Below are 13,089 nucleotides of genomic sequence, written 5' to 3' on the forward strand. Positions count from 1 at the left end.
GGCGGTGAGGGAGGGATTCGAACCCTCGATACGTTGCCGTATACACACTTTCCAGGCGTGCTCCTTCAGCCACTCGGACACCTCACCAAATTGTTAGCCAAGGCATGTTGCCTCAACAGGGTCGCTACTATAGTGGCTAAGGCGGCTAAGGTCAACAAAAAACATAGCACAATCAATTGAGTGTTCACTATTGCAGCAATGCTCCCGAATTACCAGTGAACAGTGCCACCTTTTTCACTACCCTGTTACAATACCTCAAAATTGTGGTCTTCCAGCGGCAAAGTTGCGTTGGACCCTACCCGATACCAAATATACGAGAGCAAATTATGTCTTCATCTTTACGCACACTGCTGGAAAACCCGCAACTGGCTCAACAGTTGCTCTCCGAAGCGCAAACCCGTGGCTTTGTGACAGCAATGGCGGCCGCCCCTCACCTTATCACCCCATCTGAATGGCTAGCCTTCATGTGGGGCGGTGAAGAAACATCACCGTTTGCCAACCAAGAAGAGCTGGAAGCCTACGCCAATGCGATTGTCGAACTGTGGAATGAAAGCCGCGAATCACTGCTTGAAGGCAGTTGGTACTGGCCTGAAGGCTGTGCTCTAGATGACAAAGAGTTGGTGTCGACAGAGACCCGTGAGTTTGCCGAAGGCCTACTACAAGGCTGGCAACTATCTCGCGACGACTGGGAAACCATTATGCCGGAAGAAAGCGAAAACAACGCATTGCTTGGCGGTGTTTTGCTTTGCTTCAGCCTGCTTTACGATCCAGAAAACGCAATGGAAGCACTTTCCCAAGAAGGTGCTGACGGCCTTGCCCAGTTTGAAGAGATCTTTACCTCAGTACCAACAATGCTTTGCGGCCTGACCATCCGTGGCTACCAGTTGGTCAACGAAGGCGCAGAAGAAGCCTAACGGTATAGCAATCAAAGAAAAGGCGGCCACCCAGAACAGGGCGACCGCCTTTTTTATCTCACCTTTACTTCGGTGGGATTTATTCAACTTGGCTCGCGGGCAAAGAGAGCACGCAGGCGTCCACGCTGATGGTGGTAGATCATCACCGCCACCGGAATGTTCATCAACACGCCGTACAACAGTGGAGTCAATGCCAACTCAGGCTGTTTAAGTTGGACCACAGCGACAAAAATGGCCGTACCGGCATTCTGAACCCCAACTTCGATTGCCAGCGTCTTAGTCAGTTGCTCCCCACCTCTTAGCAAACGGGCAACAACCACACCCAATGCCATGCCCAGCAAACACAAGGCAATCGCCACGATCGACGCACTTGAGAAGAGCTGCTGGAACACCTTGGTATTGGCTGCCAATGTGATGGCAACGGTAAACATCAAAACCCAAACCGACGAGCGCCCAGCCCATTTGGCAAAAACCTCAAACCGTCTTCCGCGCCCGATATGGTGGCACAGCATACCTATTGATACTGGGACTAAAGTGACCATGACCAATTGCAAAATAGCCGTTTTCAATGGCAATACCAGTTGGCTTTCACTCAATACGACAGGAAGCAATAGTGGAAGGCTGAAGGGAATGATGAGGCTACTGACTGCCGTCATTGATATAGACAATGCAGTATTACCGCCGCTTAGGTGAGTGATCACATTCGACGAGGCCCCACCGGGAGCCAATGCCAATAACCACAAACCAACAGCAACAACTTCTGGCAAACCAAGTAGCTGGATCAGGGCGAATGCGATCAGCGGCAAGCCAATCAATTGTGCGGATAACCCTGCCAGCATTGCAATAGGGTAACGTCCGACCCGTTTGAAATCCGCCAGTGACAGTGTCAGGCCAACACAATACATCATCCATGCCAACGCAATGGGCAAAGCGACGGTCAGCATTGTCTGTCCCATTCGAGATCTCCTTCCTTAAAACGTAGAGTCTAATCCAAGACCCGCTGTAGCACATAGAAAAAGAGCGACCCAAGGTCGCTCTTTTTGCAATACATTGATGCTTTACGCATTACCCTTCACGTTAACCTGCAGCTGGGCCGCAAAATCCAGCATACGGTTCAGCGGGATCAACGATTTCTCACGCAGTGATTCATCAACGAAGATTTCATGCTGTTCACCGCCTTCACGCAGACCTTGCTCAATGGCTTTAAGGCCATTCATTGCCATCCACGGACAATGAGCACAGCTACGGCAAGTCGCGCCCGCACCGGCAGTTGGTGCTTCAATCAGCTCTTTGCCCGGCACCATCTGTTGCATCTTGAAGAAGATGCCTTTGTCAGTGGCAACAATCAGTTGCTGGTTAGGAAGCGCTTTCGCCGCTTTGATCAGCTGACTGGTCGAGCCAACAGCATCAGCAAGTGCGACAACACTGGCTGGTGATTCAGGGTGAACCAGAATCGCGGCATCTGGGTAGACATTTTTCATGTCACGCAGCGCTTTAGCCGAAAATTCGTCATGCACGACACATTCGCCCTGCCACAACAGCATATCGGCACCCGTTTGCTTTTGGATGTAAGAGCCAAGGTGGCGGTCTGGGCCCCAGATAATTTTCCTGTCATCGCTATCTAGGTGTTCAACGATCTCTAGCGCGATACTTGAGGTTACCACCCAGTCAGCACGTGCTTTTACCGCTGCTGATGTATTGGCATACACAACGACAGTATGATCTGGGTGCGCATCGCAGAACTTGCTGAACTCATCAATCGGGCAACCAAGGTCGAGTGAACACTCGGCTTCCAGTGTTGGCATCAAAACACGCTTTTCCGGAGTCAGGATCTTGGCTGACTCACCCATAAAGCGCACACCGCAGATCACGAGCGTTTTGGCTGGATGCTGGTTACCGAACTTGGCCATTTCAAGAGAATCGCCAACAAAGCCGCCGGTCTCTTCCGCCAGAGCCTGGATTTCAGGGTCGGTGTAATAGTGGGCCACCAGCACTGCGTCTTTTTCCTTTAGCAATGCCTTGATTTTTGCCTTGTACGCCTGCTGTTCTTCGACAGTTAGCGGGGTTGGCTTAGGTGGAAACGGATAGACCATTTCAGAGGGATCAAATGTTAGACTCATAGCTCGGTTGCTCTATTGCTGTCCATGTACAATCCGCGCATTATACACCGCAAACGTTCAAATAGCATGGATCAAAAAAGGCCGTATCAACGGCCTTCTTATATCTATCCGAGCAAGCGCTTAAAGCTTATCAAGATTACTTTGCGCCTGCCGCGAACTGGTTGAGTTCGGGTAGGCTGAGATGACTTGCTGATAGTATTTTTTCGCGTCTGCTGTCTTGTTGCTACGCTCGGCAATGATACCTAGCTTGAGCAACGCATCAGCACGCTTGTTGGACTTCTCAAAACTGGCAACCGCGGTGAATTGCTCTGCGGCATCAGGTAGCTGGTTCTGAGTGAAGTAAAGCTGACCAAGCCAGTAATGTGCATTCGGCTTGTAACTTGATTCAGGGTAAGTAGTAAGGAACCCTTTAAATGCTGTGATCGCTCCGGTGTAATCCTTCTCTTTCAAGATCAGGTTTACAGCAGATTCGTACGCTTCGTTTTCGCCTACATTACCGGAATACACTTCGGTACTAACCTTCTCAGACGCTTTTTCTTCCGCAGGCTTGGCTTGCGGCTGACGGCTCAGGGCGTCGATCTCACGGTATAGCTCGCGCTGTCGCTCAAGCATCTGGCTAAGATCATAGCTGTTTCTTTCTACGATCCCTCGTAGCTCATCCATTTCGGTTGCCAGCTGATCCAGTTGCCGTTGCATATCCAACTGCACCTGGTTGCGGGCCTCAATCATCCTTTCCAGACGTTCCAGGCTACCGCCCTGCGCACTGTTACCGCTAATTTCAGTAACAGGAGCAGGTGCGGCGACCACCTGGGTCGCCGCACCAACCAGCAACGTAAATGCGAGCTTTCGCATTGTGTTACTGTTCATCGTAATTACCTATTATGACTTAGTAAACCAGAACCGAACGACGGTTCTTGGCGTAGTCAGCTTCAGTGTGGCCTAGAACTAGAGGCTTTTCTTCACCGTAGCTAACAATTGAGATCTGGCTAGCAGACACGCCTAGCGCCTGAAGGTACTTAGCAACTGCGTTTGCACGGCGCTCACCTAGGGCGATGTTGTACTCTGGCGTACCGCGCTCATCAGCGTGACCTTCAACAATCACTTTAACTTCCGCGTTGTCGCGAAGGTATTCAGCGTGTGCAGTTAGCATATCCTGGTAGTCAGGCTGAATTTCAGCGTTGTCAAACTTGAAGTAGATAGTTTGCTCTTGACGTAGCTGCTGGCTGCGAAGCTCCTGCTCAGAAAGTACCGGCTCTTGCTCTACTGGCGAAGTCACAACGGTTGACTGCTCAGTCGTTGAACCAGTGTTAGTCTCTGATGCCGCAGAGCTATCTGTGCTATCACTTGAGCTACACGCCGCTAGAGTGAACATTGGCAGCGCAATTGCCAAACCCTTTAAAACTTTGTTCAGTTGCATTTTATTTTCCTTTTTTTATTGCTTATTGCGACTAACTTAAAGGAAAGGTCCCCAAGCCGGAGCCCTTACCCTACCGTTAGTGGCAGGTAATCTTGCTTTGAATCGCCCATCAATCGACACGAGCGACAACTCGTTAGATTTATTATTCACCGAGCTGTAAATCACCATACCGCCATTTGGCGCAATGCTTGGTGACTCATCCAAAAATGTCTTGGTCAATACCTGCACCGCATTGGTTTTCAAATCTTGCTTGGCAATGTTATAGCCAGAATCAGACCTGTTCACCATTACGAGGAACCGGCCATCAGGCGTCAATTGACCACCGAGGTTCTGACTTCCTTGCCAAGTCAGGCGCTTAGTCGAACCGTCAGCTAAATTTACTCTATATATCTGTGGGTTACCACCTCTGTCTGAGGTAAATATCAAAGAGTCACCGTTCGGGTCCCAAAATGCTTCAGTATTATTCGCCCGGCCACGGGTGATCTGCTTCAATTCCTTGGTTTCCAAGTCTTTAATGTAGATCTGCAAGCTACCGCTCTTCGACAGTACCATCGCCAACTTCTTGCCATCTGGCGAGAAGCGCGGGTTGCCGTTATGGCGCGGGAAAGACGACACCATCTCACGGGTACCCTTATAGATATCCATGATAAAGATCTGCGCCTGCTGGTTCTCAAAGCTCACGTACGCCAGTTTGCTGCCATCAGGTGACCATGATGGTGACATCAACGGCTGCTGGGATTTCAGCACCAGGCGCTCATTGAAGCCATCGTAATCCGCCACACGCAACTGGTACGGGTATTGGGCCTTGTCATCAATCACCACATAGGCAATACGCGTAAGGAATGCCCCTTTTTCACCCGTCAGCCTTTCATAGACGATGTCTGAAATACGGTGGGCATAGTGGCGCAGGCGGGACTCTTTCACCGTTGCTCGGTTGTTGATCAGCAGGTGATCTTTGGTCATTACCAACTCACCGTTTTCCAAGCCACGGCTCTGGCCGCTAGTCAACTGGCCGCGTACCACGTCAATCAACTGGTAATTGATGACATAATTGCCTTGCTCGTTCATGGTTACCGTACCGGTGACCAGGGCATCGACACCCATTGACGTCCAGGCGTTGTAGTCTACCTGCTCTTCATTCGAAGGGGTTTGCGGCATATTACTGGTCGACACCGGTGAAAACTTACCGCTTCGACGCAAGTCAGAAGCAATGACGGCCGAGATATCGGTCGGCATTTGGCCAGCACCTTCCCATTTAAAAGGCACGACACCGATTGGACGGGCAGAATCCACCCCTTCGGTGATCACCAACTCCAATTCTGCCTGTGCGATTTGGCTGAAACTCAACAGCGCCACGCACAATCCCATTAACCAACGTTTCATCATTACTCCTTCCTTATTGCGGGCTTACTGTTAGTCTGATATTACGAAGCTGCTCGACAACGGCTGGGTCTTCCGGCATCGGGAACTGGCTGACTTTGACCACCGCCGCTTTCGCTGCACGGCAAACCGCACTGTCACCACTGTCTTCCGACGCATCAAGTACCAAACCATTGCTCGACAAACGCATACGGATCACACACTCCTTGCCGATAAAGTTTTGCTCTACCAACAAGTTCTGCTGGATCATCTGGGTATAGATGGCTCCGTAGCGCTGGGTTTCGTCCGCCACGAACTGGCCGCGGGCACCGCCTCGCTGCTCAGACTCAGCTTCGAGACCTGCGAACATATCATTCAGTGCCGCTTCCTGCTGGCGCTGTTGTTCACGGGCCTCTGCCGCTTTACGTTCGGCTTCCTTACGGGCAGCCTCCGCTTTGCGGGCTTCTTCTTCGGCTTTCTTCTTGGCAGCTATCTGTGCCTGGCGCTCTGCTTCTGCTTTCGCAGCAGCGGCTTCTGCCTGACGTTTTGCTTCTTCTGCCTTACGTTGTTCGGCTATCTGGCGCTGGCGCTCCGCTTCTGCTTTCGCAGCCGCTTCCTGCTTCGCCTTGCGGTCTGCTTCAGCTTTGGCAGCTTGCTCGCGGGCAACACGTGCAGCCTCATCAGCCTTACGTTTTTCTTCCGCCGCTTTTGCTCGTTCGGCAGCTACCCGCTGACGCTCTTGCTCAGCTTCACGTGCTTCTTTTTCCGCTTTCAGCTTGTCAGCCTTGAGCTGGCGTAACCTTTGTTCTTCTTCCTGACGCATCTTTTCCAATGCATCAGCTTGCTGCTCCAAACGCTTTAACCTGTCCTGCTCGGCAGCTTTTGCTGCCTCACGCTGCTGGCGAATACGCTGAGCTTGCTGGTTCACCAAAGCCGGATCGACCACCACCGCCTGAACGATGTTTCCCGATGGCTTGGGTTTTGTCATGATGAAATCCGTTCCCCACAACAACATTGCGACCAGTGAACCATGCATAAGTAACGAAATAATGAAGGCAGCACTGTATTCTCTCTTTTTCATCCTGCCTGCCTGCTTATTGCTCTAGAGGTTCGGTCATCAGACCTACTGACCCTACACCGGCTTGATTAAGTGCATCGAGAGTCTCGATGATATAAGCATACGGTGCACGTGCATCACCACCAACCAGCACCGCTGATTCAGGATTAAGCTGCAATTCGGCGCGAACACGGGTTAACAGTTCATTTAGCCCCAGTCCACGTTGCATTTCCCGATCATCAACACTAATGCCAAGGTGACCATCTTGGTCAACTTCAACAATAATCGGCGACTTTTCATTGTTTTCACCAACCAGTTCCGCTGCAGTCTTGGCCGTTGTAGTGCTCGGCAAATCAACGTCAACGCCCTGGGTGACAAAAGGGGCTGTTACCATAAAGATGATCAGCAAGACGAACATCACGTCGATATAGGGAACAATGTTAATCTCGCAAGTAACCTTGCGCTTTTTCGGTTGATAAGCCATCGCGGTTACTCCTGCTGAGCAGCAAATGCCTGACGGTGCAGGATGCTAGAAAACTCATCCATAAATGTGGCATAAGAGTGCTCAAGCTTGGCCACCTGGTTGGTCAGCTTGTTAAAGAAAATAACCGCAGGGATCGCTGCAAATAGGCCGATCGCTGTTGCGATCAGGGATTCGGCAATACCCGGCGCAACCATGGCAAGCGTGGCTTGCTTTACTGCACCAAGTGCAATGAAGGCATGCATTACCCCCCACACCGTACCGAACAGGCCAATATATGGGCTGATCGAACCTACGGTTGCAAGGAATGGCAGGTTGGTTTCAAGCTCTTCGACTTCACGAGACATGGCAACACGCATCGCACGTCCCGTCCCTTCCATGACCGCTTCCGGCGCTTTGCCGTTGTTGCGGTGGAGCCGGGCGAATTCTTTGAAACCGGCATGGAAAATTTGTTCGGTCCCGGTCAGGCTGTCTTTGCGCGCTTCTACCTCTTGGTATAGCTGCGACAGATCGACCCCAGACCAGAAGCGGTCTTCGAAACGCTCCACATTCGTTTTGGCCCGTGACAAGACCTGAGAACGTTTGATGATCATGGTCCATGATGCAACGGACATACACATCAAAATGATTACAACGACCTTACCTAGCAGACTCGCCTGCAGGAAAAGATCTAAAATCGAAAGTTCAGTCACTTAGTTATCTCCGATAAAATATGTTCTGGGATCTTGATAGGTTTCAACGTATCGGGGTGGACACAGGCTACCTGAATCGATGCGCTACACAAGGTTTGCCCGCTAGTGTTAACTAAAACCTGACAAAATTCGATCGACGCCCGGCGTATAGTATTAGGCCAGGTCCGTACAACAAGTTGATCATCCAATTTGGCACCCTTGAGGTAATCAATCTCTAAATGCCGAATCACAAAGCTGGCTTTTTCGGCGAACAAGTCGTTAAGACTGACACCGATGGAGCGGAAGAGTTCCGTCCTCGCCCGCTCAAAAAACTTAATATAGTTAGCATGATAAACAAGGCCGCCTACGTCAGTGTCTTCATAGTAAACCCTGATAGGCCATTCAAACAGGTGCTCTTCGGTCATTATCATTCCAACCTTGGTGTTCAATCACTTGTGCCAATGTATCTGGGCTTTTGCCCAAGGGCTTACTATACCTAACTTGGCTACCAGATTGGAATCATGCATTAACAGTTAACAGGCAGAGTTTTACTTTTTGATGATCCTATCACTCCCTGTGCTGCCCTACCTGTTGGCATTTTATCCAGATATAAAAAAACAGCCCATTACTCAATTGCAATGGGCTGTTTCAATTGTATGCTTTTGTATCAGCGTGAACAGTTTGAAATCAATTTGTTACGTTAAACGCAAAAACAAAATGTAAGCCAAGATAGGCAACGATACGTACGGGGTGAAAAACACCTGCCAGTACCAACGGCGGGGGACAAAGCCAACGCCGAAGACCATAGCTGCACACGTTGCCCAAATCAGGGCTGGCGAGATGACCGGTCCGAATCCGCCAATCGCCTGGGCGAAGAGTGTGGGTTCCCACACCACCAGCCCTGCCGATGCCATCGACATCAGCAGTGACGCAACGCGTAGTAGACCGAAGTCCACCCACTGATGGGCACGCTTCACCCAGTGATCGAGGTTACTCACCGGTTTCCTCTTTATCCATATTTTCTGTTGCTTCAAGCCACAGCGCGTTGATGATACCGAATGAGCAAGCAAGTAGCACACCCAGGATCCAAGCGAAATACCACATAGTCTGTCTCCTTAGTACAGTGAGTTCTTGTTGTCTTCGATATATTTGGTATCAAGACGGCCAAACATCTTGTAGTAACACCAAGAGGTGTACGCCAGGATAATCGGAACCATCACCGCTGCAACACCGGTCATGATGTTCAGGGTCAGCTCAGAAGACGTTGCGTCCCACATAGTCAAGCTGTGGCTAGGAACCAGGCTTGAAGGCATGATGAACGGGAACAATGCAAAACCAGCCGTCAAAATCACACCCGCCATAGTCAGGCTCGATGTAACGAATGCCAGTGCTGCGCGATTCGCACGAGAAAACAGTACTGTTAGTACAGGCATTGCTACCGCTAGCAAAGGCGCAATCCACAATAGTGGGTACGCTTCGAAGTTAGCAAACAGCGCACCGCTCTGGCGCATTACTTCTTTGGTCAGCGGGTTAGAAGGCGCGTTAGTCATGATTTCAGACGTCACGATGTAGCCTTCTATGCTCTGGGCCCAAATACCGCCAATTGCAAAAAACACAGCCGTACCTACAGAGGTTAGCATGGCCACGCGGCGGGCACGCTCGCGGATAGCATCGGTGGTTTTCATCTGCAGGTAAGCTGCACCCTGGGTAGTGATCATCAGGATGCTCACAATACCGCATAGCAGTGCAAACGGGTTAAGCAGACCGAAGAACGAACCCTTGTAAGTCGGGATCAGGAACTCGTTCAGCTCAAACGGTACACCCTGCATCAGGTTACCGAACGCCACACCAAAGATCACTGGCGGTACAAAGCTACCTACGAAGATGGCTTTATCCCAAGCTTCACGCCATTTTGGATCTTCAATTTTCGAACGGTAGTCAAAACCGATCGGACGAAGCCAAAGTGCCGCTAGCGTAATGATCATGGCAAAGTAGAAGCCAGAGAACGCTGTTGCGTAAACCAAAGGCCATGCTGCAAATAGTGCACCACCTGCGGTGATCAACCAAACTTGGTTACCGTCCCAGTGCGGGGCGATTGAGTTAATCATTACTCGGCGTTCGCTGTCTGTCTTACCGATAATACGGGACAGTACACCTACACCCATGTCAAAACCATCTGTGACTGCAAAGCCGATGCATAGCACACCGATCAGCACCCACCAGATAAATCGCAATACTTCATATTCAAACATTGCTCAACTCTCCCTGATTATGCTTCAACCTGACGCGCAACAACATTCTGTGGTGCATCGGTAGTTTCAAAGTGGTAGCGGCCAGTTTTCAGGCTGCTAGGACCTAGACGAGCAAACTTGATCATCAGGTACAATTCAGCAATCAGGAACACTGTGTACAGTGCAATAATTGCCAGCAAAGAAGTGATGATATCTGATGGTGCCAAGTTGGACACCGCCATCGATACCGGCAGGATCTCACCCACAGCCCATGGCTGACGGCCGTATTCTGCAACAAACCAACCCGCTTCTACTGCGATCCAAGGAAGAGGTAGACCGTAAAGCGCTGCTTTCAGTACCCACTTGTTCTCGGTGATCTTATGACGGCAAGACTGGACGAATGCCGCACCAATAATACCCAGCATCAGGAAGCCACATGCCACCATGATACGGAAGCTCCAGAATAGCGGCCATACTGTTGGGATAGAGTCATCCGCTGCACGGGCAATATCTTCTTCTGTCGCATCAACCACGTTTTCAGCATAAGGCTTAAGTAGGAAGCCGTAGCCAAGGTCGTGTTTCACTTCGTCGAACGCAGCGATGTTTTCTGGTGTCTTGTCACCGGCACGCAGTTTCTCTAGCAGGCCGTAAGCCACCATACCGTTACGGATACGTACTTCGTGCTCAGCTTTCAGGTCACGCAGACCCGTTACTTCAGTGTCGAAAGAACGCGTAGCGATAATACCCATAACGTAAGGGATCTTGATCGCGTAGTCAGTTTCCATGGTTTCCTGGTTCGGGACACCAAACACAGTGAATGCAGCAGGCGCTTCTTCTGTATGCCACTCAGCTTCGATAGCCGCTAGCTTAGTTTGCTGAACATCACCTAGCTCGTAACCTGATTCGTCACCCAGAACGATTACAGATAGGATTGACGCCATACCGAACGCTGCTGCAATCGCGAATGAACGACGAGCAAAGGCAATATCACGGCCTTTAAGGATGTAGTAAGAACTGATAGCCAGTACGAACATCGCACCTGTTACGTAACCAGACGCGACAGTGTGAACAAATTTCACCTGGGCAACCGGGTTAAGTACCACTTCTGCAAAGCTGACCATTTCCATACGCATGGTTTCGAAGTTGAACTCTGCACCTACAGGGTTCTGCATCCAACCATTTGCCACAAGAATCCATAGTGCCGAGAAGTTAGAGCCAAGAGCAACTAGCCAAGTAACAGCAAGGTGCTGACGCTTGGATAGACGATCCCAACCAAAGAAGAACAGGCCAACTAGGGTAGATTCAAGGAAGAAAGCGATAAGTGCTTCGATAGCCAGCGGCGCGCCGAAGATATCACCTACGTAGTGGGAGTAGTACGCCCAGTTAGTACCGAACTGGAACTCCATGGTAAGGCCCGTGGAAACACCAAGGGCGAAGTTAATGGCAAAAAGCTTACCCCAGAACTTGGTCATGTCCTTGTAGATTTGCTTTCCGGTCATTACGTAAACCGACTCCATGATGGCGAGTAGGAACGCCATACCAAGAGTCAATGGGACGAACAAAAAGTGATACATCGCAGTTAATGCGAACTGTAACCGCGATAGTTCGACGATATCAGTGAACATTGAGAACTCCTTCTTTCGCCAGGCTGACTGACGACAGTACAACACAGTGCACTTATGGTTGGGCTTAGCAAAAAGTAGCCAAACGTAGTCGCAATTTGTCACCTTCCTGGTTGCCATTATTTAAATAATTAGTGGCATCCCTGATATGTTGCGATACTGTACCAAATTAGTTAATTTGTTGTTAAGCTACAGCTAATAAAGTCATTGCTAATATTACTGGCATTCGTCGTTTGGCTCAATGGATTTATCGCACAATTTGCTTTGATAAATATCAATAAACACCGCTCAAATATTAACCACCCGCATCTTGATTGACCCAGATCAAACTATTAAGCACCGTTTAAACAACTGGAAGCTCAATATTAAAACCCTACTCTTCTAAATCTTGAACAGGTCTATTAATGCCACTTCACATTCTGTTTTATCCCTTCATATTCGGGGTGTTTATCCTTAGAAAAAAAAGGATTGAATATGTTTTAACTGGTTATTCAATAGCCATTAATTCATGTGTACTACTGACAAATCAGTAGGTACATAGACACTCAACATCAAAATCGGATTAGTTTAATTTATGCGAAAGTGAAATTTTACTCGCTTTTGGATTAGTTAAAAATGCCTATAATCAGCACCAGAAACAGATAAGGCCGCCCAGAGAGTAAAAGTCATCTTTTTGGCGGGTTGTAGGCTGTTTCCCCAACCACTTTGATTTAGATTGAGGAAGTAGATATGGCTCGTATTTTTGAAAAAATCATTGCGCTTTACCAACCAAGCTTTGCTGAAATGTACAAAAGCAGCTGCTAGAAACTGTTCACAAAGCAAGCAAGCGCTCTATCGGCTGTTAAATGAACAATATTTTCTTTCTGTGGCCCCGCTCGATATGTCACAGACTTGTAACGATAGAAACAGCCATTAAACAAAAAATAGTTGTGCTAGGTGTAAAAACGAAAACGAGGCCCTATGGCCTCGTTTTTCATTTTAGTCCCAGTTTAATGAGAACTTCCGCTGCTACTGTTGCTCATTGCGCTGGTAAACTCTTCCATCGGCGGCAAATTACCTGTTGGATCATACTTATAGTGTTTTGCTACGACTTTCTTATCGCAGTCACAATCCGCTTTCGTTGTTTTTTCGGCACTTTCAGCCCAGGTCATAGTACTTGCTAGGGCAAATAAGGCTGACATCAATATTCCAGCTTTAACCATCTAACACCTCCTTCT

At 49.4% G+C, this 13,089-nt stretch carries 15 protein-coding genes and 1 tRNA gene; 1 reads left to right on the forward strand and 15 read right to left on the reverse strand.

The genetic code is table 11. From position 1 onward, the window contains the following. Window positions 1-2: 2 nt before the first annotated feature. A tRNA-Ser gene (locus BIZ37_RS14340) sits at window positions 3-87 on the reverse strand. A 239-nt stretch (window positions 88-326) separates the two neighbouring features. Between BIZ37_RS14340 and BIZ37_RS14345 the strand changes: the two genes are divergently transcribed. Next, window positions 327-914 (forward strand): UPF0149 family protein, encoded by a 588-nt coding sequence (locus BIZ37_RS14345; RefSeq protein WP_187462079.1) that lies wholly within the window; start codon window positions 327-329, stop codon window positions 912-914. A gap of 83 nt (window positions 915-997) precedes the next feature. Here BIZ37_RS14345 and BIZ37_RS14350 read toward each other — a convergent pair whose 3' ends face one another. From BIZ37_RS14350 to BIZ37_RS14415, 14 genes are all read right to left on the reverse strand, one after another. Further along, window positions 998-1,870: a bile acid:sodium symporter family protein gene (locus BIZ37_RS14350; protein ID WP_187462080.1), complete on the reverse strand. Its 873-nt coding sequence runs from the start codon at window positions 1,868-1,870 to the stop codon at window positions 998-1,000. A 102-nt stretch (window positions 1,871-1,972) separates the two neighbouring features. After that, on the reverse strand, window positions 1,973-3,034 hold the full coding sequence (gene nadA, locus BIZ37_RS14355) for a quinolinate synthase NadA (protein WP_187462081.1): 1,062 nt from the start codon (window positions 3,032-3,034) through the stop codon (window positions 1,973-1,975). A 120-nt stretch (window positions 3,035-3,154) separates the two neighbouring features. Then, window positions 3,155-3,901, reverse strand: coding sequence for a tol-pal system protein YbgF (gene ybgF, locus BIZ37_RS14360; protein ID WP_187462082.1), 747 nt, complete (start codon window positions 3,899-3,901; stop codon window positions 3,155-3,157). Between the two features lie 19 nt (window positions 3,902-3,920). After that, complete coding sequence (gene pal / locus BIZ37_RS14365) at window positions 3,921-4,451, reverse strand: peptidoglycan-associated lipoprotein Pal (RefSeq protein WP_187462083.1); 531 nt, start codon at window positions 4,449-4,451, stop codon at window positions 3,921-3,923. A gap of 36 nt (window positions 4,452-4,487) precedes the next feature. Continuing rightward, on the reverse strand, window positions 4,488-5,837 hold the full coding sequence (gene tolB, locus BIZ37_RS14370) for a Tol-Pal system beta propeller repeat protein TolB (RefSeq protein ID WP_187462084.1): 1,350 nt from the start codon (window positions 5,835-5,837) through the stop codon (window positions 4,488-4,490). 10 nt (window positions 5,838-5,847) lie between these two features. Continuing rightward, on the reverse strand, window positions 5,848-6,891 hold the full coding sequence (gene tolA, locus BIZ37_RS14375; protein ID WP_187462085.1) for a cell envelope integrity protein TolA: 1,044 nt from the start codon (window positions 6,889-6,891) through the stop codon (window positions 5,848-5,850). A gap of 13 nt (window positions 6,892-6,904) precedes the next feature. Then, complete coding sequence (gene tolR, locus BIZ37_RS14380; RefSeq protein WP_187462086.1) at window positions 6,905-7,351, reverse strand: protein TolR; 447 nt, start codon at window positions 7,349-7,351, stop codon at window positions 6,905-6,907. 5 nt (window positions 7,352-7,356) lie between these two features. Further along, window positions 7,357-8,040: a protein TolQ gene (gene tolQ, locus BIZ37_RS14385; RefSeq protein ID WP_187462087.1), complete on the reverse strand. Its 684-nt coding sequence runs from the start codon at window positions 8,038-8,040 to the stop codon at window positions 7,357-7,359. Beyond that, on the reverse strand, window positions 8,037-8,444 hold the full coding sequence (gene ybgC, locus BIZ37_RS14390) for a tol-pal system-associated acyl-CoA thioesterase (RefSeq protein WP_187462088.1): 408 nt from the start codon (window positions 8,442-8,444) through the stop codon (window positions 8,037-8,039). The genes tolQ and ybgC overlap by 4 nt, the downstream gene beginning before the upstream one ends. A gap of 270 nt (window positions 8,445-8,714) precedes the next feature. After that, complete coding sequence (gene ybgE, locus BIZ37_RS14395) at window positions 8,715-9,017, reverse strand: cyd operon protein YbgE (protein ID WP_107298583.1); 303 nt, start codon at window positions 9,015-9,017, stop codon at window positions 8,715-8,717. Continuing rightward, window positions 9,010-9,123 (reverse strand): cytochrome bd-I oxidase subunit CydX, encoded by a 114-nt coding sequence (gene cydX / locus BIZ37_RS14400; protein ID WP_107298582.1) that lies wholly within the window; start codon window positions 9,121-9,123, stop codon window positions 9,010-9,012. Before cydX ends, ybgE begins: the two co-directional genes overlap by 8 nt. An 11-nt stretch (window positions 9,124-9,134) precedes the next feature. Continuing rightward, window positions 9,135-10,271, reverse strand: coding sequence for a cytochrome d ubiquinol oxidase subunit II (cydB, locus tag BIZ37_RS14405; RefSeq protein WP_187462089.1), 1,137 nt, complete (start codon window positions 10,269-10,271; stop codon window positions 9,135-9,137). Between the two features lie 17 nt (window positions 10,272-10,288). Beyond that, window positions 10,289-11,875: a cytochrome ubiquinol oxidase subunit I gene (gene cydA, locus BIZ37_RS14410; protein ID WP_187462090.1), complete on the reverse strand. Its 1,587-nt coding sequence runs from the start codon at window positions 11,873-11,875 to the stop codon at window positions 10,289-10,291. 986 nt (window positions 11,876-12,861) lie between these two features. Then, window positions 12,862-13,074 carry a hypothetical protein gene (locus tag BIZ37_RS14415; RefSeq protein ID WP_187462091.1) on the reverse strand — a complete coding sequence of 71 codons (213 nt, stop codon included), beginning with the start codon at window positions 13,072-13,074 and terminating at the stop codon, window positions 12,862-12,864. Window positions 13,075-13,089 lie beyond the last annotated feature (15 nt).

Source organism: Photobacterium sp. BZF1, assembly GCF_014349205.1.
Classification (GTDB): domain Bacteria; phylum Pseudomonadota; class Gammaproteobacteria; order Enterobacterales; family Vibrionaceae; genus Photobacterium.

Excerpts from the sequence above, each read along its gene's own strand:
- cydA (WP_187462090.1), bottom strand. The coding sequence starts at position 11,875 with ATGTTCACTGATATCGTCGAACTATCGCGGTTACAGTTCGCATTAACT.
- pal (WP_187462083.1), bottom strand. The coding sequence starts at position 4,451 with ATGCAACTGAACAAAGTTTTAAAGGGTTTGGCAATTGCGCTGCCAATG.
- nadA (WP_187462081.1), bottom strand. The coding sequence starts at position 3,034 with ATGAGTCTAACATTTGATCCCTCTGAAATGGTCTATCCGTTTCCACCT.
- BIZ37_RS14415 (WP_187462091.1), bottom strand. The coding sequence starts at position 13,074 with ATGGTTAAAGCTGGAATATTGATGTCAGCCTTATTTGCCCTAGCAAGT.
- cydB (WP_187462089.1), bottom strand. The coding sequence starts at position 10,271 with ATGTTTGAATATGAAGTATTGCGATTTATCTGGTGGGTGCTGATCGGT.
- ybgC (WP_187462088.1), bottom strand. The coding sequence starts at position 8,444 with ATGACCGAAGAGCACCTGTTTGAATGGCCTATCAGGGTTTACTATGAA.
- tolR (WP_187462086.1), bottom strand. The coding sequence starts at position 7,351 with ATGGCTTATCAACCGAAAAAGCGCAAGGTTACTTGCGAGATTAACATT.
- cydX (WP_107298582.1), bottom strand. The coding sequence starts at position 9,123 with ATGTGGTATTTCGCTTGGATCCTGGGTGTGCTACTTGCTTGCTCATTC.
- ybgF (WP_187462082.1), bottom strand. The coding sequence starts at position 3,901 with ATGAACAGTAACACAATGCGAAAGCTCGCATTTACGTTGCTGGTTGGT.
- tolA (WP_187462085.1), bottom strand. The coding sequence starts at position 6,891 with ATGAAAAAGAGAGAATACAGTGCTGCCTTCATTATTTCGTTACTTATG.
- tolB (WP_187462084.1), bottom strand. The coding sequence starts at position 5,837 with ATGATGAAACGTTGGTTAATGGGATTGTGCGTGGCGCTGTTGAGTTTC.
- BIZ37_RS14345 (WP_187462079.1), top strand. The coding sequence starts at position 327 with ATGTCTTCATCTTTACGCACACTGCTGGAAAACCCGCAACTGGCTCAA.
- BIZ37_RS14350 (WP_187462080.1), bottom strand. The coding sequence starts at position 1,870 with ATGGGACAGACAATGCTGACCGTCGCTTTGCCCATTGCGTTGGCATGG.